Origin of the sequence: Psychrobacillus sp. FSL W7-1457 (assembly GCF_038593405.1) — a bacterium.
In the GTDB taxonomy this organism is placed as follows: Bacteria; Bacillota; Bacilli; order Bacillales_A; family Planococcaceae; genus Psychrobacillus.
The window spans coordinates 2,223,060-2,249,505 of the sequence record NZ_CP151993.1 but is presented as its reverse complement, the minus strand read 5'-3'; the positions used below and the strand labels follow the sequence as shown (position 1 = coordinate 2,249,505).

Sequence of the window (26,446 nt, the reverse complement as noted above, 5' to 3'; positions counted from 1 at the left end):
TGAAATTCTCTCCTTCTTGAGGCTTTATGCCGTCACTATCCACCATTTTATCAGTCTTTCAAACGAATTGACAAGGAAGAAACCTCTAATTTTCTTTTTTACAGTTTGATTGTGATGTATAAACAGGTAAAAGTACTTTTTCTCCGACATGAAATGATTGCTTTTTTAAGTGCGGATTAAGCTCGTAAAAATCATTTAAACGTTTTGTGAAAGAAATTTCTTCACTTGTTGGATAAATGGCAAACAACGAATAGATTGTTTCTCCGGGCATAATCTCAGCAACTATATATTCTGGAGATTCCATACATTCTTCTATAGAGACTTCACTTGAATAAGCTAGTGGGATTGTTCCTTCAAACAAATCTACCTTAATAATATAAAACGATATAAAAAGTATAATGGTTGCTAAAAATAGTTTCATAAAAAAATCCCCCCTAACCAACTCTATGTCGGAGGAGGGGACATTATGCTATTTCTTTATAGGATAATATTTTAAAGAAATATATAAATAGACAAAGGTAACAGCATAGATTCCTAGCTGAATCCAATCGTTGGACCATTGCAAGATTGCAATGACAATAGAAATGACCATAGGCACCGTGCTAGCAAACAACGTAGATCTCCAAAGGTGTCGATATTCACCACGTCGTTTTAAAAAGAGAAGTATTAGGGTACCTAAATAGGCAAAGATACTAATACGGACAAATATAAACATAGTATTTAAAACAAATAGAAATAGAAATGCAAAGGGATAGATTAACCATTGAATATCGGAAAAGTATTCGATTAGTCCTTCTACATTTTGTTGTTGTTCTGAAATACCGTTTATAAATCCGAAAAAGGAGATTGCAGTCATGAAAAATACGTAGATAAACACGTATTGCATAACCTTTCCGATTGGAATAAGTCGAAATGCAGCAATTTTTTTAGGGCTATGTAGGCTTGCTTTAAATAGCTGAAATAAATTCATAAATTTCACCCTTTCAATTCTATATTATCATCATCAGAATGAAGTAACCAAAGTAAATTTAATTTTACTTTGTTAAGATATTGTAAAGAATAGTGAGTAGGTGTTTACATCAACTTAATAATTTAACCATAATAGAAGTTGAATTAATTTGTCGAAATGGGAGCTGAGGGTTATCGTGGAATTGAACTGGCAGCAAATGTTGTTTGAATTTTTTGGAGGACTGGGTATATTCTTGTTCGCTATTAAGTATATGGGTGATGGGTTGCAAAAAGCGGCGGGGGATCGACTAAGGGATATTTTAGACCGTTATACTACTAATCCTTTTATGGGAGTTTTAGTCGGAATCATTGTAACTGTGTTGATTCAATCTAGTTCTGGGACAACTGTAATAACTGTAGGTCTAGTTAGTGCAGGGTTTATGAAACTGCGACAGGCCATTGGTGTTATTATGGGAGCAAATATAGGAACTACAATAACTGCTTTTATTATCGGCTTTGATGTCGGAGGCTATGCACTTCCAATTATGGCAGTAGGAGCTTTTTTAATTTTCTTTTTTAAGAAACATATTGTACAAAATGTAGGTGAAGTTATATTTGGATTTGGTGGGTTATTCCTCGGACTGGAACTAATGAGTGGCGGTATGAAGCCTTTAAGAGAGTTAGAAGCATTTACTGATTTCACTCTGGCAATGAGTGATCATTCCGTTCTCGGGCTATTGGCCGGAACAATTTTTACATTAATAGTGCAAAGCTCAAGTGCAACTGTTGCTATATTACAAGGACTATATGCAGAAGATCTTTTATCTCTAAAAGGATCATTGCCAGTATTATTTGGAGATAACATTGGGACTACTATTACAGCAATACTGGCATCTTTAGGTGCATCTGTTGCTGCAAAGAGAGCGGCGGCAACCCATGTTTTATTTAACGTGGTTGGTTCTGTAATTTTTTTAATTTTGTTAATTCCTTTTACTCTCTATATAGAATGGATCTCTGGGGTATTAGATTTGGAAAGCAAGATGCAAATAGCTTTTGCTCACGGTTCCTTTAATGTAGCAAATACAATTATACAGTTTCCATTGATTGGGGCTTGGGCGTATCTTGTCACTAAGTTAATACCTGGAGACGATGTTTCAATAGAATATAAGCCTAAACATTTAGATGTTAACTTTATCGAACAATCACCATCAATTGCTATCGGTCAGGCTAAAGAGGAAATTTTACGTATGGGAGCTCTAAGTATACAAGGTTTGGAGAAAACATATGCTTATCTAAAAACAAAAAACAAGCGTGATTCAGATCTGGCATATCAGGTAGAAGACGCATTAAATAATTTAGATCAAAAAATTACAGATTACTTAGTAAAGATTTCCTCTCAGCCACTGTCTGACCAAGATTCTAGCCGACATAATATGCTAATGGATACTGTTCGTGACATTGAAAGAATTGGAGATCATTTTGAGAACATTTTGGAACTGATAGAGTATCAAGAGGTTCACCGAATTGTTTTAACTCCAGATGCAATAGAGGATGTTTCTGAAATGTTTGAGTTAACGATAAAAACAGTGGAAAAAGCGATAGAAGCTCTGAATACTAACGATGTAAAATTAGCACAAGAAGTAGCAGAACAAGAGAATGTTATAGATAAAATGGAAAGACAATTTAGAAAAAATCACATTTTACGAGTAAACGAAGGTAAATGTTCAGGTCAAGCAGGTATAATGTTCGTAGACATTCTTAGTAACTTAGAGCGAATTGGAGACCATGCTTGTAATGTGGCAGAAGCCGTATTGGGGAGACGCACATGATAGAGGTTATTGGGTGGATTTTAATAATAGCTAGCTTTGTAATAGCTTATGTCGGTACTTTTTATCCTATTATTCCTTCAGTAGTATTCATGCTACTTGGTTATATTTTATATGGATTGTTCTTTTCTTTCACCGAATTGACTTGGCTGTTTTGGACAATCCAAATATTATTTGTCATTCTTTTGTTTGGAGCGGATATGGCTGCCAATGCGCTTGGTGTTAAAAAATTTGGTGGAACGAAGGCCGGAGTATGGGGCAGTACAATCGGCTTGTTATTTGGACCTTTTGTTATTCCTGTAGCTGGTATCATAATTGGACCATTCCTTGGTGCTGTAATAGCTGAATTACTCGTTACAAGAGAAGGATTAAAACATGCGTTTAAATCTGGTATAGGATCTTTAATCGGTTTCTTAACTTCTTCCATAGCTAAAGTGGTAATATTAACTGTAATGCTAGTGGTATTTGTTCTCTTTGTATAACTCAGTCAAAAGTAGGAGAACAATAATAGGCTATTTTAATTGAACGTTTGATCAAATTTTGATACGCTAATAAATGGGCAGAAAATTACTATATTATTCTTTAGGAGGAAACTATAATGGCATACGAATTACCACAATTACCTTACGCTTACGATGCACTTGAACCACATATCGACAAGGAAACGATGAACATTCATCACACGAAACACCACAATACTTATGTAACAAACTTAAACAATGCGGTAGCTGGTAAAGCTGATTTAGAAAACAAATCAGTAGAAGAACTAATTGCTAATATCGACGCTCTTCCAGAAGACATTAAAACAGCAGTTCGTAACAATGGTGGTGGGCACGCTAACCACTCATTATTCTGGCAACTATTATCACCAAATGGTGGTGGTACTCCAACTGGAGATTTAGCTCAAGCAATCGATGCAAAATTCGGTAGCTTTGATGCTTTCAAAGAAGAGTTTGCTAAAGCAGCAACAACTCGTTTTGGTTCTGGCTGGGCTTGGTTATCTGTATCAAACGGAGAGTTAGAAATTTCTTCGACTGCAAACCAAGATTCACCTATCATGGAAGGTAAAACTCCATTACTAGGATTAGACGTTTGGGAGCATGCTTACTACTTAAATTACCAAAACCGTCGCCCTGATTACATTTCTTCTTTCTGGAATGTTGTAAACTGGGATGAAGTTTCAAAACGTTACGCTTCAGCAAAATAATTATTATTATAAAAAGTCAATAAAAAGAAACTTAGCACACACTTTTTCGTCTAAAAGTGTGTGTTTTTTATGTTACACTGTAAGTAAAGAAAATTATTTAACAAGTAGGTGAGATCATGCGAAAAATTTCAAAAAAACGTGCACAAAGTATAAAAGCAAAACAAAGGAAAAACATTACTTTTCGTATGAACATTCTTTTCTTTTCCATATTTCTTTTGTTCACCCTTTTAATCCTGAGACTAGGATACCTTCAAATTGTAAAAGGGGAAGAGTATGTCAAAAAACTGGAGAGTACGGAGGAGACATCTGTAAACACTAGCGTTCCAAGAGGACGATTATATGATAGTGAAGGACGTATACTAGTCGACAATAAACCACAAAAGGTTATAACTTATACAAAAATGCAGACTACGAAATCCGAGGATATGTTAGAAACTGCAAAGAAATTGAGTAAGTTAATTGAAAAGGATACAGACAATATTACAAAAAGTGATCGTCAAGACTATTGGTTAAGAGAGAATGCTGAAGAAGCTAAGAACCTCGTGACAGATAAAGAACGTAATAAAATCGAATCTAACGAAGAATTAACGACGAGCGAAAAGAACAGAGCAATCGACCGTTTACAAAGAAGTAAGCTTACTGAAGAACAGCTCAATTCCTTTACCCCCGAGGAAGAGGAAATTATTGCGATCTACAGAGAGATGGCTGCAGGCTATGCCTTATCACCACAAATTATTAAAGGTGATGAAATGAACAAGGAAGAAGGAGACATAAAAGAGGTCACAGCTGAGGAATTTGCTAGAGTTTCCGAGAGACTGGGAGATCCAGATATGGTCGGGGTAAACACGACAACTGACTGGAGACGTGTGAAAAACTCAACCTTAGCAGTATTAGGAAGCGTATCCTCTCCGAAAAAAGGACTTCCAAATGAGCGACTAAATTATTTCTTATCTAGAGACTACACTCGTAATGATCGAGTAGGTACTTCTTATATTGAACAACAATATGAAGAAATACTACAAGGACAAAAAACGGTAGTAAAAAATATAACAGACGGTAAAGGTCGAGTGATTGATGTAAGTACCATTTATGATGGGAAACCAGGAAATGAGCTCGTATTGACAATCGATAGTCAGGTTCAGCTAGAAATGGAAGGAATTATTGAAAGACAACTTCTTCAAATGAAAAACAATAATGCAGGAACAGATTATTTAAACAGTGCATTCTTAGTTATATTAGATCCATATACGGGAGATGTCTTATCGTTAGTAGGAAAAAGACTAGTAAAAGAGAATGGTAAATGGGCTGTACAAGACTATGCCTATGGAGCATTTAAAACTGGCTATGAGCTTGGATCTACTGTAAAGCCTGCTACTGTTTTAACCGCTTATAGAGAAAATGCAATTAGTATAGGGGATTATATGGTAGATGAGCCTATCCGTATTAAGGGTTCAGCGCCAAAAAGCTCTGTATTTAATAGAGGCTCAAGAATTCGTTTAAATGATTTAACAGCTTTAGAACGCTCATCCAACGTGTATATGTTTAAAATAGCATATGCCTTGGCTGGCAAAACATACCAGCCAAATCAGCCGGTCAATTTTGGAGCAGAAGCATTTTTGAAAATGCGTAATGGGTATGCCCAGTTTGGCTTAGGTGTCCCAACTGGCATAGACTTACCAGGAGAGTCTACTGGTGTTATCGGTAAAACAGAGTCAGGTAAATTACTAGATTTAAGTATTGGTCAGTATGATACCTACACTCCATTACAGTTAGCTCAATATACTGCGACTATTGCTAATGGAGGCAAACGTATTAAACCGCATGTCGTAAAAGAAATTCGTGAACCATCAGAGGATGGAGTCACTCTAGGGAAGTTAGTAAAAGAAATTAAACCGACCGTTTTAAATGTGGTAGATAATTCGCAGGAAGAGATCAATCATGTTCGAAAAGGGATGCAACGCGTTTATTTTGGAAAGCAAGGTACAGGTGCTAGAGCTTTTGGTAACGCACCTTATACAGCAGCAGGTAAAACAGGAACGGCCCAGTCATATTATAAGGATGACACGATGAAAGAATCAGTTAGGACAGTTAATTTAACTCATGTAGGATTTGCACCCTATGATAACCCTGAGATTGCTTATGCGATTGTTGTACCGCATGCATTCACTGAATCCTCTTATAAAACAAATTATACGAGTGTAATGGCTCGTGAGGTTGTAGATACTTACTTTAATATACAGAAAAAGAAAAGTACGTTAGAAAATAACGAATCTACGGCAACACCTCCTATCAAACCGGCATTCACAAATGACCAAATTGATGAAGGTGAAGAAACAAATACAACCGATGAACAGTAAATAAGGGCTAGAGTTCAATCTCTTGCCGCATTAAAAGTGAAATTGCGACTGTGCAATTTCACTTTTTTTATGTGCGCCCGGCATGCGCATGAACTATAGGGTGCAAGTCCCGAACCCCGAAGACAGAAGTAAAGGTTAGCCGAGAGCAAGGGTGTCCGTGGTGACGCGGAATCTGAAGGAAGCTGGAGGCAAATCACCGGTCCGAGGAACACGAATCTCATAGAAGGCTAGGTATGATTGAGTGAGTTTGCATAACAAAACAAAGCTCTTTCTGTCGAAGGTCATACCAAGTAAATGAGGCGGATAGATGGTGTGAAAGTGCATGCGCTTACCCGGGGAGGTCTGATGGAAACGTGAAGTACCCTTCATAACCCACTCCATGAGGAGTGGCTGAACCATCAGAAGTCAGCAGAGGTCATAGTACGAATGGGTCTAGAACCATTCGGAAGGACTGAACAATTAGGAGAGAATAACCCTTGGCTTTCCAACTTGGATGAATGAACACAGAAAACAAAGAAACCTCACGCTTAGAAAGTAGTGGTGAATCCCACGAGGGTATTTGCGGAGGGTGTAGTCCAGTTGGGCAAAAGAAGATAAGTTATTCACGGAAAGGAACGAAATGGCGATGTTGAATCAGATACTGGAACGGAAAAACATGATACAAGCGTTAAAGCGGGTAGAAGCGAATAAAGGAAGCCATGGAGTAGACATGATGCCCGTACAAACCTTACGACAGCACATCCTCGAAAATTGGGAAACCATTAAATCGCAGATTTTGAATGGAACCTATGAACCGCAGCCAGTACGTCGAGTCGAAATCCCGAAACCAGACGGTGGTGTGCGTCTATTAGGTATTCCAACCGTGATAGATCGTTTGATTCAACAAGCTATATCGCAGATATTATCTGAGGAATATGATAAAACATTTTCAGAATACAGCTATGGATTCCGACCAAATCGGAGTGCCCATGATGCCATTCGAGAAGCAAAGGGTTATATAAAAGAGGGTTATCGATGGGTCGTGGATATGGATTTAGAGAAATTCTTTGATAAGGTCAATCATGACCGACTAATAGCAACGTTAGCGAAACGAATTTCAGATAAACCTTTACTAAAACTCATCCGTAAATATCTCCAATCCGGTGTCATGATAAATGGAGTAGTTTCCAGTACAGAAGAAGGAACCCCGCAAGGTGGACCTCTAAGTCCACTCTTATCAAACATCGTATTAGACGAACTTGATAAAGAGTTAGAGAAACGTGGACATAAATTCGTTCGGTACGCAGACGACTGCAATATCTATGTGAAGAGTGAACGGGCAGGGATACGAACAATGGCGAGTATACAACGATTTATTGAAGGAAAACTTCGACTGAAAGTGAACGAAAAGAAATCGGCAGTGGACCGCCCTTGGAATCGAAAATTCTTGGCGTTTAGCTTTACTGCTCATAAAGAACCGAAGGTTCGTATTGCAAAAACAAGTCTACAACGAATGAAGAAGAAAATACGAGAAATTACCTCTAGAAAGATGCCATATTCCATGGAATATAGAATTGAAAAGTTAAACCAATATCTAGTGGGTTGGTGTGGATACTTCGCTTTAGCAGATACACCTACCATATTTAAAATATTGGATAGCTGGATTAAACGAAGATTACGTATGTGCCTTTGGAAGGATTGGAAGAAACCTCGAACAAGAGTCAGAAATCTTACTCGATTAAAAGTTCCTTATGGAAAAGCATACGAGTGGGGAAATACCCGTAAAGGGTACTGGCGCATTTCTAAAAGCCCCATATTACACAGAACCCTTGGCAATTCCTTTTGGGAAAGCCAAGGGCTGAAAAGTCTGCACGTTCGTTACGAAACTTTGCGTCATTCATCTTAATTGAACCGCCGTATACGGAACCGTACGTACGGTGGTGTGAGAGGTCGGGAGTTAATCACTCCCTCCTACTCGATTGGCTGTGTTAAAGGGTAGGATTGATTTTTTCTTGAGGAGATTTATTTGTGAAGTGTTACACTTAAACTAACGCCGCAGTTTAGTTGAAGAAGCGATTGGTAACTTTATTGGATTGAGTTCCAAATGTAAAGATATAAAAACATAAATAAGGTGGTTTACTGATGGGTGTTTTATCCTTTGCAGGAGTTATTTGTATAGTTATTTCGTTGTTTATGTTCATACCCAGTATAAAGAAAGCTGATTCTACTAAGGAAAAGTGGAGTGAGTTTTTTGATTTTGTTTTAGACCCTTTTACAGGATTAACAGCTTTGTTTTATTTAGGACTTCTACTAATGCTATATGGCTTATTAAGGATATCAAATTTGCTTTGATTATTTTATTAACGAGGTGCTTTACTTCAAGAAGGAGTAAAGCCTATTTCTTATTGAACCAACGCCGCAGGTTAGTTGAATAAGAATACAAAAAGAGAACCTAATTGTAGTTTTGTAAAAAGATTGTTCGTTTAACACAAGGTTCGATTATATAAATAAAGATTGATTAAAATAATCCTCTCTTAGTATTAATTGGGTAGATAATCCTTAGTTGGATATCTTTATAATTATGTAGTTTGTTAAGATATATTTGATCATATTAATAAAATCCGTGATTATGTAGTAAAATTTTTATAATTACTCTATGAATAGTATATCTTTAGGAGGTCAATATGAAATGGAAAGGAAAACATATAGAACAAGTCAATTATTTGAAATTCTAGGTGTATCAAGAGATGCACTAAGGTATTACGAGAAACAAGGAATTGTAAAACCGAACCATGATGAATCAAATAATTATCGTCAATATAATGATTATGATATTTATACATTATTGGTTGCAGATTTTTATATAAAGAGAAACTTATCTATGAAAGAAGTTAGAAATCTACAGGAAGGAAGAGCAATAGAAGAACTGGAAATTTTATTAGAAGTAAAAGCCGAACAATTAGAAGAAACCATACGAAATAATAAATTCATGCTTCAAAAAATAAAAGAAACAAAAGCATTCTGTGAGGAATTAAAAGAACATTTAAACCAATACTCCATAAGGAAATTCCCAATCTATGAAGTAATCAATGAGTTTTCTGACTTTTATTCCTTTCTGGAATATCCTACCATATTGGAAAATATGGATATGATGAAGGATGATATTCTTAGCAAAATCATGAGGAAATTTACTTTTGATAAAAACGGGTTTCTAGATTCTAGGATGTATATTGTTGAAAAGCATGAAACGATACATAAGGAAAAAAGCGGATGTTATTTACAATATTCTAAATGTATCTATACAATCGTTGAGGATGGCAGGTATCAAAATGGAAATAATGATATTAAAGATAAAGTATTTGAATCTACTTTAGAATGGGGAAACGAACAAGGACTTAAACCAAAAGGTGTTGCTTTTGTTAATACTCGTCTTATTACATATCTTGATACCAAAGAACGAGCCTTCTTAGAAATATATATTCCTGTTGAAGAAGAGTAAAAATACTTTTTATTGATATTGACCTGGGGGTAACACCATAGTTTATCTTTATAACCAATGGAACATGTTCAAACTGTTCTATTGGTTTTTTATATATAGGAGGGTGTTTGGTTTGAGTGGAATGTTAAAAAAGTATATTTTATGGACCTATGTCATGTTCTTTGTTTTTCTTATTGTCATAGGGCTGACAATGTTTCTATTAAAGTCTCAGCCCATTGTAGATATATTAATAGTGCTATCATCATGGACGGCTACATTTGTCTTCGTAACAATGTTCTGTAAAATATACCCTCAAGGGAATCTATGGAACTTTATAAAAAGCCAATTTAGGGAAAGAATCAGAATATCAACGGTATTGTGTGTCGTCCTTATTCAATTTTTGGTTTTGATTGGTAGTCTTTTAATGACAAACAAAGTGTGGGGTTTGCCCATACATGAACAATTAACTCCTTCGTGGACTTCACTTCTTATCGTATTTGGCTACAATTTAATCTTAGGACCACTCGGGGAAGAATTAGGGTGGAGGGGATTTGTATTAAATGAATTGCAAAAAAGATTCAGTCCATTAAAATCAGCCATTATCGTTGGATTGGTTTGGGGTTTCTGGCATACACCGTTATGGCTTATGTCAGGATACTCTGGGTTACAATTGGTGCAATATATCATTTGTTTCTTGGGTGCCATTGTTGCTATATCAATCATCATAACTGCAATTTATAACTTGAATCATAATCTCATTATTCCTATTATGATCCACCAACTTTTCAATTATTTTATGGGCATTCAAGTTGGAAACGTACTTAATATTCTTACAGTTACCTCTGTATTATATTCAATAGTGGCTGTAGTTTTTAGCTTAGTTAATTATAAAAAGTGCTTATACAGGTAATTGAATGGAGAATCTGGTTTGTGCAAAAAACTGGACAAAGATTTGGTTTATGTGACTCTAATGATTAGCGTCTTATGCGGTCCCTTCAAACAGTTTCAGTTTCAGTGAACTGTATCATATAGTAAGTATGTTAAGTTTGAATAGAAAAATTAAAACATATAAAGTAAATTAAGTTTTTAGTGGTGCTTATTCAACTAACGGGTAGCTTTAGTGAAAAGTAATATCAAAGTAAAATGAGGCAGGAGAAAATATCCTAGCTCATTTTTTTGTGTATTTTTTCTAAGAGACTATCTACTAAAAGGGGAATCTCGTTGTCACGTCGCGGTATAGCCCTTACGACAATACACGAAGGATCATCGTCGATGATAAGAGTTACCGCAGGAAGTGGCACAGATTACAAAACGATATTTATGCGACACACAGAAAAGAAACCGCAAAGCGAGCAAGAACTTTGTAATAAATAAGGAATTTATGAAATGAGGAATAAATTTATTTGAAACGGAACTATAATTACTATCGTCTATACGGTAAAAGGGGGTGTTAACTTGAATCTTAAATATTTTGGTTTTGGTATGATTGTTATCCTATCGCTATTGCTTTCTGCTTGTAATAATGCAGTTGAGCCGAAGGAACATCTAGGAGAAATATATAGTGTTACATTGGACTCAATAATGGAACAGGATAATTCATTGAATGACCATATGAAATTTATAGCTATTGATATGAGTAATTTCAAGGATGTAGATGATAGTGACAAAGAAGAAATCGTAAAATACATTAAGGATAAATATAACGTCGAAGTAATGGACGCAACTTTTGAGCAATTAGAAGAAAAGGGCTTGTTTAATTCAGATACGATGGTTTTGGACGGCGTACTTCTCAAAGTAGAATTAATTGATTTTAAGTCCAACAATCAAATACCCTTCATAGGTTCTAAGTACCGTTCAGCTAAAGGTGCAATCGGTGTAGAAGGTAAAGTTCATTATAAAGACAATGGATGGCGACCCAAAGACGTAGAAATAATTTCGATTAGTTAAAACAGGGGTGTAATAATGATTGCAAGACAGATTAAAGCTTTATCATTATTTATGGGTTTAATAATAATCCTAGTAATTGCAAAAGGTCTATGGAATAACAACGAGGTTGATTGGGGCGAAATTCTTTTTATAATTATAGCCAGTCTTATAGGTGGAGCCATAGGGGTCGCCGGGGCATTCATAACAAAAAAGTTATTAAAAAAACGGGAATCCTAGCAAAATAGCGCCTCCAATAAAGTCTCTAATAAACAAATATATGTGTAGAAATAATGGGTCACACCTCATGGTGTGGCCTTTTTCTATTTGTACACAGTTATAAAAAACCAAAGAATATTGAACAATGATGTAAACCCATTTAAAAAGGCTATGTTAAAGAAAAAGATTGATTTTTCGTAAAATCGTATGATGATTCCTACCCTACATCTGAATAAATTAGTTTCAACTTAACTGGATATTTATGTTAAAATAAGAATAATATTGTGAAGGAATCTACACATAATAGGATAGCTATAATTTGAGTTGATTTGGGAGTGTAGCAGTTTGAATAATCCTTGGAATAAATTTATATATAAGGTTGGTTCTCCAATTTACGATAAGTTTTTTAATTCGGGGATCTTTTTAAATGCTCGAAAACAAATATTCCAATCAATAACATTTGATAACAAACAAAAAATCTTGTTTGTTGGAGTAGGGACAGGTGCTGATTTAGAGTTAGTAAATTACTCAGACTTAGATATAACTGCAATTGATTATTCACCTGACATGCTTGGAAAGGCAAAAACAAAGTTCAAGGGATCTACGATAAAGTTTTTGGAAATGGATGCTCAAAATATGGATTTTGAAAACAAGTCCTTTGACTATGTAGTAGCAAGTCTAATCCTTTCAGTTGTACCTGATGCTAATAAATGTTTTCAAGAAATTACAAGAGTTTTAAAATATGAAGGAAAAATAATTATTTTCGATAAATTTGCTCCTAAAAATAAAAAGCTTTCGTTAACAAAAGTTCTTTTAAGACCTATTATAGAAGTATTAGGAACTGATATTGGTCGGAGTTTTGAAGAATTAATCCCTGAAAAAAGTATAAAAGTAGAAGAGGATATACCAATTATGATGAATGGAATGTATAGAAAAATAGTAATTTCTAAAATTCATTAATTGTTCTTATTGAACTAACAGTTAACTGTAGTGAAAAATCGAAAGTGGGATACAGTGAGCTTGGAGATACATTTCCAAGCTTATTTTTATGTGCACATTTTTTTAGAATGCATAGTCTCTCAACCTTAACTTATCTGCGGTTTCCCATGTTCCATGAACACTTGCCAAGATAAGCATTTGCTTTTTCTTGCTTAAATCGCTTTCCATTTTCCTGTTGTCGAGGAATTGGAATCACACTAAATAAAGTTGTAAATACCTCGTAGAAAAACCATTAAACCGACTTATCCATTTCTTTAAACTGTAATGGTAATTATTAATATTATTGAGGTGGTAGATGCCTTTCTTTACATATTCTTTCTTACTTCCGTTTATGATGATGTGCTCCATATCGTTAGTAGATGTGTAAGGTTTGTAAGAATTGTGAGCATAGGAAATAAGCACCGTATCATTCTTAAAATGCGATGTAAGAGTGTTATCAATTTGTTCCATTAGAATTCTACCTGAACCCACACGTTTTGAGAGAGTTGTTTTGTTACGAATACACAGACTTGTTCCTTGGAAATACCTCTTTTGGAAGCAGGACCGCCACGTTTTCTTGGTTTGCGATTCGGAATAACTCTTCGTCCTTTATGGCTTTCTAAGAAGTATGTTTTATCTACTTCTACTAGTCCTTCAAATATACCGATACTTTCTTTTGCGAGTGCAGAGAGCACTTTATGCCTCCAGTAAAATGCAGTTACTTGAGTACTGCCAATATTTTTAGCGGTTTCCCGAAGTGATAGACCATTCAACATACACTCAATAAATGGGATCCATTTATCTGCCTTTTTCGAACGATACATAGGGGAGTTAGTCAAATCACTGCTTAATTTATGACAGTCTTTTCAATTATAACGTTGCCGACCGTCTCGCTTCCCGTAACGAACCACGGATGTACTTCCACAATGCCGACAATGAAATCCATTTGAAATCTTTCTCTCTCACAATTTACCGATTAAAGCTCCTTGTTGTGAGGTAGACGGCGAAAAATGGCGAGTTAGATAATCTGAAGTGTATTCTTTGTCTTTATCATTTAAAGAAGAAATATTAGCTATTATGTTCGTTAAAGTCATTTGAATTGCCCTTTTTGTAATCTTTAAAGTCAGGAAATGTAAAAATTATAATATTTGAATTTACAAACTATTTACATCTCCTTTATACCCACTCAATATACAAACTTTAAAGTAAGTCTTGTAAGACAGAAAATATACTTTAGGGGGAAATACCTGATGAAAAGCTGGAAATACTTTTTATTAACAACTATGGCAGGATTGACATTTGTTCTGGGAGCCTGCGGATCAGATTCTACAGAAGGAGCAGAGACAGAATCCGATATTAGCTCATCAGAAGCGGATGAACCCCAAGCAGAAGGTGTCTTGGAAGGGAAAGTTTCTGGAGATGGCTCAAGCACGGTGGCGCCTATCTTAGAAGCAGTGGTAGAGGAGTATGCAGCTGAACAGTCTGAAGTCCAGGTTACAGTAGGAGTGTCAGGAACAGGTGGAGGCTTTGAAAAGTTTATAGCTGGAGATACTGATTTTTCTAATGCGTCACGTCCTATTAAAGAAGAAGAAAAGCAAAAGCTGGCAGAAGCAAATATTGACTTCTCAGAATTTCAAATTGCTTACGACGGATTATCACTAGTAGTAAATAAAGAAAATGATTGGGTAGATTCTTTAACTATAGAAGAATTACAAAAGATGTGGATAGAAGATGGGACAAAGAAAAAATGGTCAGATATTAACCCAGAGTGGCCAGAGGAAGAGATTGTATACTACTCCCCAGGCACGGATTCTGGAACTTATGACTACTTTGATGAAGTAATATTAGATGAAGCGGATTTGGTTAAAAGTGCAACGTTATCCGAAGATGACAATGTTCTTGTGCAGGGAGTACAAGGTGACAAAAATGCGATTGGTTTCTTTGGGTATGCATACTATCTAGCTAACCAAGAGACTTTAAAGGTAGTTAAAGTAAATGGTGTTGAACCTACAAACGAAACAATCGAATCTGGAGATTATTCGCCGTTGTCACGTCCCTTATTCGTTTACGCTAACAATCGTGCCATTAAAGAAAATCCAGCTTTCTATGATTTCATGAAATTTACCATTGAACATGCCGGTGATATGGCAGAAGCGGTTGGATATGTGAGTTTACCTGAAGAAAACTATAATAAAGGGCTTGCAGACTTAGAGGCACTTAAGTAATAGAGATTTATATGGGGAAGATTTATGAGTAGCTTGCTGCTGCTCATTTCTTTCGTTGGAAAAAGGGGGATTTACTGTGGTAAAAAGACTAACCGAGAGCATTTCCATTCAAGAACTAATCGTAAAATCTCGCGCAGGTAACTCTAAAAAATTTGAAAAGATTATTCCATATATCCTCATGCTTATTGCATCAGTCTCTGTCCTTACCACTTTTGGAATAATAATAACGTTAGTAGTGGAAACAATTATTTTCTTTTCACGTATTTCGTTTACAGAATTCTTATTTGGAACTGAATGGTATCCATTTGCAAATACAGAGCAGCTGTTTGGGATTCTGCCATTAATAGTAGGAACATTGAAGGTGGCTTTTATAGCTGGGATTGTTGCAGTCCCATTTGGTATTTGTTCAGCAATTTATTTAAGTGAATATGCAAGTGATAAAACAAGAAGAATTATTAAGCCTATTTTAGAAGTATTAGCGGGCATTCCTACTATTGTGTACGGTTTTTTTGCATTAACCTTTGTTACCCCTCTATTGCAGCAGATCATACCTGATTTAAAAATATTTAATGCCTTGAGTCCAGGAATCGTCGTTGGCATAATGATTTTACCAATGATTGTTTCATTGTCGGAGGATGCCATGTCATCCGTACCAAACTCCATTAGAGAAGGTGCAATAGCAATTGGCTCAACGAAATTAGAAGTAGCTATAAAGATCGTCTTGCCTGCAGCAGTTTCGGGAGTTATCGCTTCTATTGTGCTTGCCATGTCTAGAGCAATCGGCGAAACAATGATCGTTTCTTTGGCTGGGGGCTCAACACCAAAGTTTGACTGGGATCTTACAGAATCAATTCAAACAATGACGGCCTACATTGTTCAAGTGTCTTCTGGTGATGTCGGTTATGGAACCACCATCTACTATTCGATCTATGCAGTAGGTTTTACATTATTCTTATTTACGTTGTTCATGAACTATCTTGCTCATGTTATATCGAAAAGATTTCGGGAGGAATATTAAATGAGATACGTAGAACATGAGACGGTTGTGAAAAGGATGACTAGTAGGCTGACGATAAATATGGTATTTAAATTTATTTTTTTATTAACTACTTTATTTGCTTTATTAGCTTTGGGTATTTTATTCTACCGAATTATCTCGCAAGGTGCAGATTACATTACACCTGAATTTTTTCAAAACTATGGGTCCAGATTTCCAGAAAAAGCAGGTATTAAAGCTGCATTGGTGGGATCTATTTGGTTAATGGGAGTTGTCGCTCCAGTTTCCTTAATATTAGGAGTTGGAACAGCAATATATTTAGAGGAATATGCAAAGAAAAATAGATGGAATGATTTTATAAGGATGAATATATCTAATCTAGCAGGAGTTCCCTCAGTAGTTTTTGGATTATTAGGATTAACTATTTTTGTGCGTGCATTGGCATTAGGGAATAGTGTACTAGCAGCAGGCTTTACTATGAGCTTGTTAATCTTACCGGTAATTATTGTGGCATCTCAAGAAGCTATACGCTCTGTTCCATCAGAGGTTCGGGAAGCTTCTTATGGAATGGGAGCAACCAAATGGCAAACGATTATTAAAATCGTGCTTCCTTCAGCTATTCCCGGAGTGTTGACTGGCGCAATTTTAGCATTATCTCGAGCTGTCGGAGAAACTGCTCCGTTAGTTGTTATAGGTGTACCAGTTATTATACATTTTCTCCCCGATGGACCGTTAAGCCAATTTACAGCTCTTCCTATGCAAATTTACGATTGGGCAAAAAGACCACAAGTGGATTTTCAATATGTTGCAGCTGCGGGAATTTTAATTTTGATGATTTTCTTGTTGTTTATGAATGCAATAGCGGTTTTAATCCGTAACAAATTCCAAAAACGATACTAGGAGGACCCATCAATGGTCTATGCTAAACAGAAAAGAACTGCCCAAGATTCCACATCAACTAACATCGTATACGATACAAAGGATTTAAATTTATGGTACGGTGCACACCATGCTTTAAAAAATATAAATTTGCAAATAAATGAAAACGAAGTCACCGCAATCATTGGTCCATCAGGCTGTGGTAAATCTACATATATCAAAACTTTAAACAGAATGGTAGAATTAGTCTCATCAGTAAAAATTTCCGGAGAAATAACTTATCGTAATAGAAGTATTTTTAAAGCAGACTACACCGTAGAGGAACTAAGAACAAAGGTAGGTATGGTGTTTCAGAAACCAAACCCTTTTCCAAAATCGATATATGACAATATAGCGTATGGTCCTAGGATACATGGGATTAGTAATAAGAAAATACTAGATGAAATTGTGGAGAATAGCCTACGCGGAGCAGCTATTTGGGATGAGGTAAAAGATCGTTTAAATGCAAATGCCTATAGCCTTTCTGGTGGGCAACAGCAAAGGATTTGTATAGCACGTTGTCTGGCAATTGAACCTGACGTAATTCTGATGGATGAACCGACTTCAGCGCTTGATCCAATTTCTACTTTAAAAGTAGAGGAATTAATGGCCGAGTTAAAGAAGGATTATTCCATTATAATTGTTACACACAATATGCAGCAGGCAGCAAGGATTTCAGATAAAACTGCATTTTTCTTAAATGGCGAAATAATTGAATTTGATCAAACAAATGTTATTTTTTCAACTCCGGAGGATATACGCACAGAGGATTATATTTCGGGCCGCTTTGGATAACGAAAGGGGAAAAACATTATGGTAGGAAGAGAAAAATTTAATGAAGAGCTTAAACAAGTACAGCAGTTATTGGTTGAAATGAGTAATACCTCCATACAAACGATTGACCATGCAATGGATTATTTATTGGCAAATGATATTGAAGGTGCATTAACCATTATTAATAATGATGTTCATATTAACCGAATGGAAGAGGAAATTAATGATCGGGTTATTTTACTAATTGCAAAACAACAGCCTGTAGCAACGGATTTAAGACGGTTAATGGTGTTAGTGAAGATTGCTGCAGATATGGAACGTATAGGGGATTATGCGGTAAATATCGCAAAAGAAACTATTCGTATAGGTAAGGACGAACATATTGCACCCATTTACTTATTAGATGAAATGCGAGTAAAAACAATTGCTATGTTAAAACAAACGTTAACAGCGTTTATTAAAGAAGATATGGAAGAAGCTAAAGCAATCGCTAAACTGGACGATGAGGTCGATGAAATGTATGGCTACACGATTAAAACTCTATTAGGGGTAGGGGTAAGTGATCCCTCTCAATTGAGTCAGGTAACACAACTATCCTTTGTCTGTCGATATCTCGAACGGTCTGCTGATCATGCCACTAACATGGCGGAACGCCTTTTATATTTACTAAAAGGAAGACATTACGAGTTAAACAATTAAAGCATACGTAATCTAGCAGAGACTTATATTTTATGAAGTGAAAAAGCTCCTTCAATCTTACCGAATGGTAAAATTGAAGGAGCTTTTCTAGGTGTATATACTCTCATGTTTAGTTAGTGATTAACTCAGTAATTTGTTTGATAGTCATGGAAGAGTCCACTTCATAATTCCCTATTTGGATTCGTCCTGCCAAATTTTGATCTACTATATAATTGTGTAAATCCATTTGGTTTTGAATAACTCCAGCTTCCTCAAGTAAAGAACTAATATCAGAGGAGGTCATGCCAGAAGTGATGGATAAAGTAAAGCCTTGAACAGTCGGAGAAGATGCTTGTTGTTTATTCTCTTCTTCATTTGGTTCATTTGGTTGCTCTTTTTGTGCATTTTCCAAATTCAGTTGGAGTTGGGCAAGCTGTTCTTTGACACTCGATAGCTCTTTTTGAGATTGCTCATATGCCTGGTTCGTAACAACCCCAGTCGAAGTTATATCTTCTTGGAAAAAGCGTTGATCTATTTGAATCATGGTGCCGGCAAGGAATAAGCCAATGCCTAAGAAAAGAATAGATGTTTTTTTCATCCCTGGGAACCACCTATTACTGATTTAACTTCCTCTACAGAAAGGGAGGAGCGAGTGCTAATTTCCTTTAAGGAGTATCCTTGCTTATGTAATTCCAGTACCTGATTTCTTATTATTTCATGTACAATTGGTTTTACCACAGTTGGATTTTTTTTAGGGGCAGCATGGATAGGTTCTATCAGTAATTCTTCTTCAATAACCTTCATTCTCCGTTTAAGAGCACTTGTTTCCTGGTAGACGGTAAAAGAAAGATCCTCTACTTCTGCTTCTACTTTTTTAGAAGTGTCCTTAACAAAGAAAGAAATTGCGATTAAAAGTACCCCGAGAACCATAATAATAAATGATAAGTCCACTTTTTTTCACCTCAAAATTTAAATATCTTCTATCTATACTACCATATCCGAAAAAACTTTAAACAAATTCTTCTATAATATTGTAGATTTTCTTCAATTGTGTGCTATAATTGGTTAGTCGTATAAATCATGCTCAAGTTTTATATTTAATCCTGGCAAAGAGTGGGAGGGACAACCATGCGCGTTAATATTACATTAGCTTGTACAGATTGCGGAGAGCGCAACTATATTTCTAAGAAAAACAAGCGTAACAATCCAGAACGTCTTGAACTTAAAAAATATTGCTCTCGTGAAAAGAAAATGACTCTTCATAGAGAAACTAAATAATAACCTAAACCAAAACCTTTAGTGGTTTTGGTTTTTTTCTTTAGCTAATCTAATATTGGGGGTAAAATTATGTCCAAACAATTAATAAGAAAAAATATGCAGGAGAATTTATCTAGAATAGATCATGATTCATACATATTATATTCCGAGCAAATAAAAACAAACTTTTTACAAGAAATTTTAACTTTAAATTTCCAAACGATTGGCCTAACTATATCTTCTTATCCTGAGGTGGATACAGAGGGAATTATTAAGGCCCTTTGGGATATGGGGAAGACAGTAGTTGTACCAAAATGTTCTCCCAAAAGTCGAACGATGACTTTTTATCATATAGAAAGCTACGATCAGCTTGAAACGGTCTACATGAATCTAAGGGAGCCAAATCCAAATGTGACGACGGCTATTAGTTCGGATGCAATTGAGTTGTTAATAGTCCCTGGTATTGTGTATAATAAGTCAGGTTATCGAATCGGGTACGGTGGTGGATATTATGATCGATTCTTATCTACTTACCTTGGCTTAACAATGTCCTTGGCTTTTGATATGCAGGTTAATGATGAAGTAGTACGAGAACAGTTCGATCTACCGGTTGACCGCATAATAACTGAGAGTGCAACCATACCATGTTATGAATATCGAAAAAAGGATGATAGTAATTGAAGTCTGTATATGATGTGATGCAGCTATTAAAACGTTTTGGGATTTATGTATACACGAAGGATCGTGTGGCAGATCTTGAAATAATGGAAGAAGAAATAAAAGAATTATATGCTATGCAGATGATTCAACCTCAAGATTTTCAACAGGCAATATTAATACTTAGACAAGAAAAAAGTAGAGTTATTAAAACTTTATAACTAGGAAATAGTAAACTTGTGTAAGACTAAAAAGCTATATTACAAAATAAATGAAACTTTTCAGGTTTGAGAACGTCTAATAAAGGGTATATAAAAAAGGGATTGTAAAATTTTATATTAATATCCCATTTCATTGATATTGATTTATTGTCAAGAAAGGATTAATATATACACTGTTACTTTACTCACATAACGAGTAAATAAGGAGGATGTAGGCATTGAAAAATAACTGGCCAAAACATTCTATTCTTGTAATTGCAATTGTGGCAACTTGGATAAAAACGTATATTGTGTACCACACGAGCTTTGATATGAAAATCGAGAATATAATGCAACAATTTATTTTATTTATTAACCCATTGAGCTTTTTGCTCCTGATCTATGGAATTTCTTTATTTTATAAAACCAATAAGGCTAGAAATAGACATATAGTAATTACTAGTGTGATACTTTCCATAGTACTTTATGCAAATGCTGTATTTTATCGCTTTTTCACGGATTTTATAACCATTCCAGTCTTGTTTCAAACAAGTAATTTTGGAGATTTAGGTTCTTCTGCAGCAGCAAGTATCTTCCTTACTGATATTTTCTATTTCACCGACATTGCGATTATTTTAATCGCGATGAAATGGTTAAAAACTAGAGAAAAAGGTACGAGTATTAAACCAGCAACAAGAAGAGCATATTTTGTGCTTTCTGCTGCTATATTATTTTTAAACTTAGGACTTTCTGAAATTGAAAGACCTCAGCTTCTAACAAGAAGTTTTGACAGAGAAATGCTTGTTAAAAATCTTGGCTCATACAATTACCATTTATACGACATTTATATTCAATCCAAGTCCCATGCTCAACGTGCACTTGCAGATGGAAGTGAGTTAGTCGAAGTAAATAACTATGTACGCTCAAATCAAGCGGATCCTAATGAGGAAATGTTTGGCTTAGCTAAAGACAGAAACCTAATTGTTGTTTCTATGGAATCTTTACAATCGTTTGTTTTAAATAACGAAATGAACGGGCATGAAGTAACACCATTCTTAAACAGTTTAACGAACGATAAAGACACATTCTATTTTTCAAATTTCTATCATCAAACAGGATTAGGGAAAACGTCTGATTCCGAGTTTCTTGTAGAAAATTCTCTTTATCCTTTAGGTGGCGGTGCTGTATTCTTTACACACGGAGAAAACACATACCACTCAATGGCTGAACGTTTAAATGATGAAGGTTATTTTACGAACGTCATGCACTCTAACAAGAAAAGCTTTTGGAACCGAGATATGATGTACCAGTCGCTTAATATTCAAAAGTTTTATGATGTAATGAGTTATGATGTAAATGATGAAAACTCAGTAAACTGGGGACTAAAGGATATACCATTCCTAGAGCAATCTGTAGATTTAATGACAGAAATGCCTGAGCCTTTTTATTCTCGTTTAATCACCTTGACGAATCACCATCCATTTACATTGGATGAAGAAGATATGTTAATACCTGAATACGATTCTAATTCTGGAACATTAAATAGATACTTCCAATCAGTTCGTTACATGGATGAATCATTAAAAGTGTTCTTTGATGAATTAAAAGAAAAAGGATTATATGATAATTCTATTATTGTGATGTATGGGGACCACTATGGTATTTCTGAAAATCATAATGCTGCAATGTCTAAGTATTTAGGAAAAGAAATCACGCCTTATGAGTCTGCTAAGTTACAAAGCGTTCCTATGTTCGTTCATATTCCAAATAGTGATGCCGGAAAAGAAGTAACGGATATCTCCGGTCAAATTGACTTGCGTCCAACAATTTTACACTTATTAGGCTTAGAGACGAATAAGGATATGCAATTAGGTGCAGATATTTTCTCTGAGGATCATGAGGAATTTGTTATTTTCCGTAATGGTGGTTTTGTTACAGAGGATTATTTATACACTGCAAACACATGTTATGAGAATGGAACAGGTCTTGAGGTCGAGATGGAAAGCTGTCAACCATATGTTGATAGAGCAACACAAGCACTAGGCTATTCCGATAAAATTATCAATGGAGATTTGCTACGATTCTATGATTTGAAGACAGGTAATCTTTTAATTGATGAAACGAAGGATTCAGCTGAATAATTTCTTAGAAGCACAGACTAAAAGTCTGTGCTTTTTTAGTTGAAAACCAAACTTAGTAAAATTTACTAGCATCTTTTATTTAAATCTTAAGCAGTCAGAAAAGTCTTGATTTTAATATATCCTTTTTAAAATTTTAAGCTAAAAATTATCTAGATAATGTAAAGTGGTGTGACTTTTTATGTTATCCTATAAAATAACGATTGTTATTTTATTGTATTAGCTCAAGGGAAAAAGTTAGAGAATAAAATATAAGATATTTACTTTTTTTTGAAACAAAATTTAGTTTGAATCGTCTAATGTGTATAGGATGAAGGGGGGAGAATGTTGAAAAAAGCTTTATTATTTATTTTTTGTATAATGTTTTTACAGGCCTGCACAGAAACAGAGAAGTCACCAGAAGTTCCCCCTGACGATATCTCCGAGCAGCACACATCTGCAGATGAAAATGATATCACAAATCTAAAAGTTAATATCCCATCCATTCATTTAGAACGCAACAAATTTCATAGTGTTATTGGCTGGTTATCTGATGAAGAAATCTTACTTATATTGGTCGACAAAGGAGAGTGGATTTTAAAATCTTACTCGGTCACAAAAGAAGAATGGAAAGAGATTTATAGAACAAAAACACCAGTGATTCAAGGAATGATTCATCCGAGTAAAGAAATGATAGTTTTACATACTTCTAACAATTCCTCCTCAGCTGAAGTGCAATTAATACATATGAACGGGGTAGTGGAGCAAAGCTTGTATTTCGAATCTGCTGAACTGTACATGGATTGGCATCCAACAGATCCAAACTTAATTGTTTTCACTGCTTTTTATGAAGATTGGAGTTATAACAGCCTTGTTTACAATGGACATACGCAAGAAATGGAAGCGATTGATGTAGAGAATCCATTTGTAAAGTGGTTGGACAGCGAGAATTTAATGGTATTCGATTGGAGTGAAACTAGTTTAGATGGAAGTTATCTAAAACAGTATTCTATAGCTGATCATTCCATTAAGGCTACTGAGTGGAGTAATATTATTGATGTCCAAAACTTAGGAGATTCTCTAGTCTATATTCAAATAGATGAAGAAAACATGCAATTTAAGTATCACTTAGTGAACAAAAGCAATGGTAAGAGCTTTGATTGGGTATCTCCAGCCGTAAGTAATTACTCTGAGTGGGTTATACCTACCATATCAATAATCTCTCCAAATAGCTTTATTGCCTTCCAAGCGAAAGAAAAGGGAAATAAGGATGAAACAAATGAAAAAAGTATAATAGGTATGTACTCCCTAGAAGGGGAAAAACAATATGGGGAAATAATAGAACGACCTATTGACTGCTCGCCAAACGGTATGATTTGTCTTGGTGGATATGAGAAAGAACAATGGATTAACTTAAATACCTTAAAAGAAGCTAAATGGTTAAATATATTGGAATAGAAAAAGCTGTTATACAATTTTGTATAACAGCTTTTTCTGTATGTTTTAGTGTAAGCTTGGTGGAAAACCTTGGTTGATTACTGTCATAACTGTAAAGAAACCAAAAACTGCAAATGTACCAAAGTTAAATAAAACACTTAGTAAATTTTTTTCTTTGATTGCTTGGTAAGTGCCTATAATAGCTAGCACTGTAACAAGACCAAAAATAACTATTAATAAGTTCATGAAAGACACTCCTTCCGACATATAAAATAAATGTCGCGATTGCATATTCCTCTTCTATTGTAATTGTTATCTGTTCTTTTGTCGAGTAATAAAAGTGGCGAAAGATTGAACAAAAGTAAACAAATCGTTTAATATAGAGAAGAGGTGAAATTATGTTAAATATACGTACATATCCATTGGGTTTTATACAAACGAATTGCTACGTCATTTCCAATACTAAAAAAGAATGCCTAATTTTTGATCCAGGAGGCAACGGAGAGCAGTTAATTAAGGAGCTAAACAGGCTACATTTAAAACCAATTGCCATACTGCTGACTCATGCTCACTTTGATCATATTGGGGCTGTAGATGACGTAAGAGATGCATATCATATTCCAGTCTATATACATCCCACAGAAAAATCATGGTTAACTAATGCGGAGAAGAATGGTTCTGCCAAATATGCAGAAATTCCAAATATTATTGCTAAAGAAGCCGACGTAATGTTAAATCATGAAGAAAAGATGAGTATTGGAGATTTTGAATTTACTATCTCTCACACACCAGGACATTCACCAGGTAGCATAACCTATTACTTTGAATCAGATGGCTTTGCAATTGTTGGAGATACGTTATTCCAAAACAGTATAGGTCGTACAGATCTACCTGGTGGTAACGAGAAGCAGCTGTTAAAGTCAATACACACAAAGCTATTAACACTTCCTGTAGAAACTGTAATATATCCTGGGCATGGCCCAGCATCAACTGTTCAAGCAGAAATGGACAGCAATCCATTTTTGAATGGGTTTTAATAAAGACCAAATAAAAAGCAGCCTCCATTATATGTGGAAGCTGCTTTGGACTTTATTAATGTCCACCTGGTACATGTATGAATGTAGTGTAGTATGTAAAACCAGCGAAGAAGAACATTAAGTAAGCCCCGAAGATGTACATATACATACGCTCAGATAGGTTTAAGAACCCTAAAAGAAGGAATAACCCCGTATTTGCTAAAAATAGTAAAGACGCTTCTGTCATATCACCTAAATAAAACATAACTGCAAAAATCCCTGTCCAGAATGCCATTACTTTATACATATTGCCCAATTGTAGTCCCTCCTTTTGCAAAGAATACAAATAATTCTCCTATTCATTATAAATGAAAGTGTTCTTACATGTAAACTGATTATTAAATATCTACATATGAATAACATAAGTTTGTCACAATTAAGATACATCTTCAACTCATTATAGAACTTCGACGTGATATACGCAATTAATACAGTGATTTTGCTTACTCTCTAACTGGATGAATGAATTCTCTGGGAATAACTTGTCAAACTGCCCTTTTAGAAAGGATTCATGTAATAAACATATAAATTGTGGGTATTTATTTAAAAAATCTTTATAAGGACAATTAAATATAGAAAAAGTGATCACTTTTTTATTGTTCTTTTCCATGATAGTAGGGATATAACCTATAGAGTGGGCAGTTTCCTTTAAAATATCCAGTTTCTCTTCAAAGGACATGCTATCCATTAGTGTATGATTAACCACTTTTTGTCCATTTTGATAAGCGATATCCTTAGCTTTTTCAAGTGCTTCTTCACCCATTGTATCCACTAATTCCAATAGCCATTCAAGCAGTAAATGATTTTCCTGTTTAGGAAAACTTAAATGTATTGGATCTTCAGCAACAACATAAACTCTTGCTGGCCGGCCACCTTTTTCGTTTTTAACGAATTTCGAAGTCAGCAGCTTCGCTTCGTTTAGTTTTGTAAGATGTAGTCTAGCCACATTTGGATGAATACCAAAATGTTGGGCAATTTGCTGTACATTTACTTCCTTATTTTCTTTTATAATATATTGATAGATTGAGTATCTAGTCTCATCTGCCAGGGTACCTGTTAGTTTTAATGTATCGGACAAGTATATCCCACCTTCCATTAATTTTATTATAAGGGAGAATTTAAGAATGACAAATGATATTATCTAATAAATAAAAATTGTGAAAAATCACTTTATTTATTTAGAAATAGGAAGTAT

At 35.1% G+C, this 26,446-nt stretch carries 29 protein-coding genes and 1 pseudogene; 22 read left to right on the top strand and 8 right to left on the bottom strand.

What is annotated here, in order from left to right; genetic code table 11:
• Positions 1–85: 85 nt before the first annotated feature.
• Together NSQ95_RS10945 and NSQ95_RS10940 are read right to left on the bottom strand one after the other, a co-directional pair.
• Positions 86–421, bottom strand: coding sequence for a hypothetical protein (locus NSQ95_RS10945; RefSeq protein WP_340883232.1), 336 nt, complete (start codon positions 419–421; stop codon positions 86–88).
• A gap of 48 nt (positions 422–469) precedes the next feature.
• Entirely contained in the window at positions 470–970 is a 501-nt protein-coding gene (locus tag NSQ95_RS10940; RefSeq protein ID WP_340883233.1) for a DUF1189 family protein, read from the bottom strand.
• A 196-nt stretch (positions 971–1,166) separates the two neighbouring features.
• Here NSQ95_RS10940 and NSQ95_RS10935 point away from each other — a divergent pair, with 196 nt between their 5' ends.
• The 11 genes from NSQ95_RS10935 (at position 1,167) to NSQ95_RS10885 (ending at position 12,897) form a co-directional block, all read left to right on the top strand.
• Positions 1,167–2,777: a Na/Pi cotransporter family protein gene (locus NSQ95_RS10935; RefSeq protein WP_340885940.1), complete on the top strand. Its 1,611-nt coding sequence runs from the start codon at positions 1,167–1,169 to the stop codon at positions 2,775–2,777.
• Positions 2,777–3,256, top strand: a complete 480-nt coding sequence (locus tag NSQ95_RS10930; protein WP_340885941.1) for a DUF456 family protein — start codon at positions 2,777–2,779, stop codon at positions 3,254–3,256. Before NSQ95_RS10935 ends, NSQ95_RS10930 begins: the two co-directional genes overlap by 1 nt.
• 116 nt (positions 3,257–3,372) lie before the next feature.
• Positions 3,373–3,981 carry a superoxide dismutase gene (locus NSQ95_RS10925; RefSeq protein ID WP_169358095.1) on the top strand — a complete coding sequence of 203 codons (609 nt, stop codon included), beginning with the start codon at positions 3,373–3,375 and terminating at the stop codon, positions 3,979–3,981.
• A gap of 116 nt (positions 3,982–4,097) precedes the next feature.
• Positions 4,098–6,338, top strand: a complete 2,241-nt coding sequence (locus NSQ95_RS10920) for a penicillin-binding protein 2 (protein ID WP_340883234.1) — start codon at positions 4,098–4,100, stop codon at positions 6,336–6,338.
• Between the two features lie 625 nt (positions 6,339–6,963).
• The gene (gene ltrA, locus NSQ95_RS10915) at positions 6,964–8,223 is read left to right on the top strand and encodes a group II intron reverse transcriptase/maturase (RefSeq protein WP_340885825.1); all 1,260 of its coding nucleotides are present in this window, start codon (positions 6,964–6,966) and stop codon (positions 8,221–8,223) included.
• Positions 8,224–8,459: 236 nt separating this feature from the next.
• The gene (locus NSQ95_RS10910; protein WP_340883235.1) at positions 8,460–8,669 is read left to right on the top strand and encodes a hypothetical protein; all 210 of its coding nucleotides are present in this window, start codon (positions 8,460–8,462) and stop codon (positions 8,667–8,669) included.
• A gap of 337 nt (positions 8,670–9,006) precedes the next feature.
• Entirely contained in the window at positions 9,007–9,816 is an 810-nt protein-coding gene (locus tag NSQ95_RS10905; RefSeq protein ID WP_340883236.1) for a MerR family transcriptional regulator, read from the top strand.
• Between the two features lie 121 nt (positions 9,817–9,937).
• Positions 9,938–10,705, top strand: a complete 768-nt coding sequence (locus NSQ95_RS10900; RefSeq protein ID WP_340885946.1) for a type II CAAX endopeptidase family protein — start codon at positions 9,938–9,940, stop codon at positions 10,703–10,705.
• A gap of 545 nt (positions 10,706–11,250) precedes the next feature.
• Positions 11,251–11,742 (top strand): peptide ABC transporter substrate-binding protein, encoded by a 492-nt coding sequence (locus NSQ95_RS10895; protein ID WP_340883237.1) that lies wholly within the window; start codon positions 11,251–11,253, stop codon positions 11,740–11,742.
• Between the two features lie 15 nt (positions 11,743–11,757).
• The gene (locus NSQ95_RS10890) at positions 11,758–11,958 is read left to right on the top strand and encodes a hypothetical protein (RefSeq protein ID WP_340883238.1); all 201 of its coding nucleotides are present in this window, start codon (positions 11,758–11,760) and stop codon (positions 11,956–11,958) included.
• A 324-nt stretch (positions 11,959–12,282) separates the two neighbouring features.
• Positions 12,283–12,897 (top strand): class I SAM-dependent methyltransferase, encoded by a 615-nt coding sequence (locus tag NSQ95_RS10885; RefSeq protein ID WP_340883239.1) that lies wholly within the window; start codon positions 12,283–12,285, stop codon positions 12,895–12,897.
• Positions 12,898–12,999: 102 nt separating this feature from the next.
• On the opposite strand, the pseudogene NSQ95_RS10880 reads toward NSQ95_RS10885, so the two are convergent.
• Positions 13,000–14,009, bottom strand: a pseudogene (locus NSQ95_RS10880) (IS1595 family transposase).
• Between the two features lie 156 nt (positions 14,010–14,165).
• On the opposite strand from NSQ95_RS10880, the gene NSQ95_RS10875 reads away from it, so the two are divergent.
• From NSQ95_RS10875 to phoU, 5 genes are all read left to right on the top strand, one after another.
• Positions 14,166–15,140, top strand: a complete 975-nt coding sequence (locus NSQ95_RS10875) for a PstS family phosphate ABC transporter substrate-binding protein (protein WP_340883240.1) — start codon at positions 14,166–14,168, stop codon at positions 15,138–15,140.
• A gap of 76 nt (positions 15,141–15,216) precedes the next feature.
• Positions 15,217–16,158 carry a phosphate ABC transporter permease subunit PstC gene (gene pstC / locus NSQ95_RS10870; RefSeq protein ID WP_340883241.1) on the top strand — a complete coding sequence of 314 codons (942 nt, stop codon included), beginning with the start codon at positions 15,217–15,219 and terminating at the stop codon, positions 16,156–16,158.
• Positions 16,159–17,037, top strand: coding sequence for a phosphate ABC transporter permease PstA (gene pstA, locus NSQ95_RS10865; protein WP_340883242.1), 879 nt, complete (start codon positions 16,159–16,161; stop codon positions 17,035–17,037).
• Positions 17,038–17,049: 12 nt separating this feature from the next.
• On the top strand, positions 17,050–17,850 hold the full coding sequence (gene pstB, locus NSQ95_RS10860) for a phosphate ABC transporter ATP-binding protein PstB (RefSeq protein WP_340883243.1): 801 nt from the start codon (positions 17,050–17,052) through the stop codon (positions 17,848–17,850).
• A gap of 18 nt (positions 17,851–17,868) precedes the next feature.
• The gene (gene phoU, locus NSQ95_RS10855) at positions 17,869–18,528 is read left to right on the top strand and encodes a phosphate signaling complex protein PhoU (protein WP_340883244.1); all 660 of its coding nucleotides are present in this window, start codon (positions 17,869–17,871) and stop codon (positions 18,526–18,528) included.
• Positions 18,529–18,637: 109 nt separating this feature from the next.
• Here phoU and NSQ95_RS10850 read toward each other — a convergent pair whose 3' ends face one another.
• Together NSQ95_RS10850 and NSQ95_RS10845 are read right to left on the bottom strand one after the other, a co-directional pair.
• Positions 18,638–19,105, bottom strand: coding sequence for a hypothetical protein (locus NSQ95_RS10850; protein ID WP_340883245.1), 468 nt, complete (start codon positions 19,103–19,105; stop codon positions 18,638–18,640).
• Entirely contained in the window at positions 19,102–19,458 is a 357-nt protein-coding gene (locus NSQ95_RS10845; RefSeq protein WP_340883246.1) for a hypothetical protein, read from the bottom strand. Before NSQ95_RS10845 ends, NSQ95_RS10850 begins: the two co-directional genes overlap by 4 nt.
• Positions 19,459–19,635: 177 nt before the next feature.
• Between NSQ95_RS10845 and rpmG the strand changes: the two genes are divergently transcribed.
• From rpmG to NSQ95_RS10820, 5 genes are all read left to right on the top strand, one after another.
• Positions 19,636–19,785, top strand: a complete 150-nt coding sequence (gene rpmG, locus NSQ95_RS10840; RefSeq protein ID WP_053588882.1) for a 50S ribosomal protein L33 — start codon at positions 19,636–19,638, stop codon at positions 19,783–19,785.
• Positions 19,786–19,854: 69 nt separating this feature from the next.
• Positions 19,855–20,445: a 5-formyltetrahydrofolate cyclo-ligase gene (locus NSQ95_RS10835; RefSeq protein WP_340883247.1), complete on the top strand. Its 591-nt coding sequence runs from the start codon at positions 19,855–19,857 to the stop codon at positions 20,443–20,445.
• The gene (locus NSQ95_RS10830) at positions 20,442–20,642 is read left to right on the top strand and encodes a YqgQ family protein (protein WP_340883248.1); all 201 of its coding nucleotides are present in this window, start codon (positions 20,442–20,444) and stop codon (positions 20,640–20,642) included. The genes NSQ95_RS10835 and NSQ95_RS10830 overlap by 4 nt, the downstream gene beginning before the upstream one ends.
• A 218-nt stretch (positions 20,643–20,860) precedes the next feature.
• Positions 20,861–22,762 (top strand): LTA synthase family protein, encoded by a 1,902-nt coding sequence (locus NSQ95_RS10825; protein WP_340883249.1) that lies wholly within the window; start codon positions 20,861–20,863, stop codon positions 22,760–22,762.
• Between the two features lie 324 nt (positions 22,763–23,086).
• Positions 23,087–24,196 carry a hypothetical protein gene (locus NSQ95_RS10820; RefSeq protein WP_340883250.1) on the top strand — a complete coding sequence of 370 codons (1,110 nt, stop codon included), beginning with the start codon at positions 23,087–23,089 and terminating at the stop codon, positions 24,194–24,196.
• Positions 24,197–24,241: 45 nt separating this feature from the next.
• On the opposite strand, the gene NSQ95_RS10815 is transcribed toward NSQ95_RS10820, so the two are convergent.
• Entirely contained in the window at positions 24,242–24,421 is a 180-nt protein-coding gene (locus NSQ95_RS10815; RefSeq protein WP_169358108.1) for a DUF2759 domain-containing protein, read from the bottom strand.
• Between the two features lie 152 nt (positions 24,422–24,573).
• On the opposite strand from NSQ95_RS10815, the gene NSQ95_RS10810 reads away from it, so the two are divergent.
• Complete coding sequence (locus NSQ95_RS10810; protein ID WP_340883251.1) at positions 24,574–25,212, top strand: MBL fold metallo-hydrolase; 639 nt, start codon at positions 24,574–24,576, stop codon at positions 25,210–25,212.
• Positions 25,213–25,267: 55 nt separating this feature from the next.
• On the opposite strand, the gene NSQ95_RS10805 is transcribed toward NSQ95_RS10810, so the two are convergent.
• Positions 25,268–25,507, bottom strand: a complete 240-nt coding sequence (locus tag NSQ95_RS10805) for a DUF2626 family protein (RefSeq protein WP_169358110.1) — start codon at positions 25,505–25,507, stop codon at positions 25,268–25,270.
• 141 nt (positions 25,508–25,648) lie between these two features.
• Positions 25,649–26,329, bottom strand: coding sequence for a helix-turn-helix domain-containing protein (locus tag NSQ95_RS10800; RefSeq protein WP_340883252.1), 681 nt, complete (start codon positions 26,327–26,329; stop codon positions 25,649–25,651).
• Positions 26,330–26,446: the final 117 nt, after the last annotated feature.

Bases quoted from the DNA above. Each gene is read 5' to 3' on its own strand.
- NSQ95_RS10945 (WP_340883232.1), bottom strand. From the start codon at position 421: ATGAAACTATTTTTAGCAACCATTATACTTTTTATATCGTTTTATATT.
- NSQ95_RS10940 (WP_340883233.1), bottom strand. From the start codon at position 970: ATGAATTTATTTCAGCTATTTAAAGCAAGCCTACATAGCCCTAAAAAA.
- NSQ95_RS10935 (WP_340885940.1), top strand. From the start codon at position 1,167: ATGTTGTTTGAATTTTTTGGAGGACTGGGTATATTCTTGTTCGCTATT.
- NSQ95_RS10925 (WP_169358095.1), top strand. From the start codon at position 3,373: ATGGCATACGAATTACCACAATTACCTTACGCTTACGATGCACTTGAA.
- NSQ95_RS10920 (WP_340883234.1), top strand. From the start codon at position 4,098: ATGCGAAAAATTTCAAAAAAACGTGCACAAAGTATAAAAGCAAAACAA.
- ltrA (WP_340885825.1), top strand. From the start codon at position 6,964: ATGTTGAATCAGATACTGGAACGGAAAAACATGATACAAGCGTTAAAG.
- NSQ95_RS10910 (WP_340883235.1), top strand. From the start codon at position 8,460: ATGGGTGTTTTATCCTTTGCAGGAGTTATTTGTATAGTTATTTCGTTG.
- NSQ95_RS10905 (WP_340883236.1), top strand. From the start codon at position 9,007: ATGGAAAGGAAAACATATAGAACAAGTCAATTATTTGAAATTCTAGGT.
- NSQ95_RS10900 (WP_340885946.1), top strand. From the start codon at position 9,938: ATGTTAAAAAAGTATATTTTATGGACCTATGTCATGTTCTTTGTTTTT.
- NSQ95_RS10890 (WP_340883238.1), top strand. From the start codon at position 11,758: ATGATTGCAAGACAGATTAAAGCTTTATCATTATTTATGGGTTTAATA.
- NSQ95_RS10875 (WP_340883240.1), top strand. From the start codon at position 14,166: ATGAAAAGCTGGAAATACTTTTTATTAACAACTATGGCAGGATTGACA.
- pstA (WP_340883242.1), top strand. From the start codon at position 16,159: ATGAGATACGTAGAACATGAGACGGTTGTGAAAAGGATGACTAGTAGG.
- pstB (WP_340883243.1), top strand. From the start codon at position 17,050: ATGGTCTATGCTAAACAGAAAAGAACTGCCCAAGATTCCACATCAACT.
- phoU (WP_340883244.1), top strand. From the start codon at position 17,869: ATGGTAGGAAGAGAAAAATTTAATGAAGAGCTTAAACAAGTACAGCAG.
- NSQ95_RS10850 (WP_340883245.1), bottom strand. From the start codon at position 19,105: ATGAAAAAAACATCTATTCTTTTCTTAGGCATTGGCTTATTCCTTGCC.
- rpmG (WP_053588882.1), top strand. From the start codon at position 19,636: ATGCGCGTTAATATTACATTAGCTTGTACAGATTGCGGAGAGCGCAAC.
- NSQ95_RS10835 (WP_340883247.1), top strand. From the start codon at position 19,855: ATGTCCAAACAATTAATAAGAAAAAATATGCAGGAGAATTTATCTAGA.
- NSQ95_RS10815 (WP_169358108.1), bottom strand. From the start codon at position 24,421: ATGAACTTATTAATAGTTATTTTTGGTCTTGTTACAGTGCTAGCTATT.
- NSQ95_RS10810 (WP_340883251.1), top strand. From the start codon at position 24,574: ATGTTAAATATACGTACATATCCATTGGGTTTTATACAAACGAATTGC.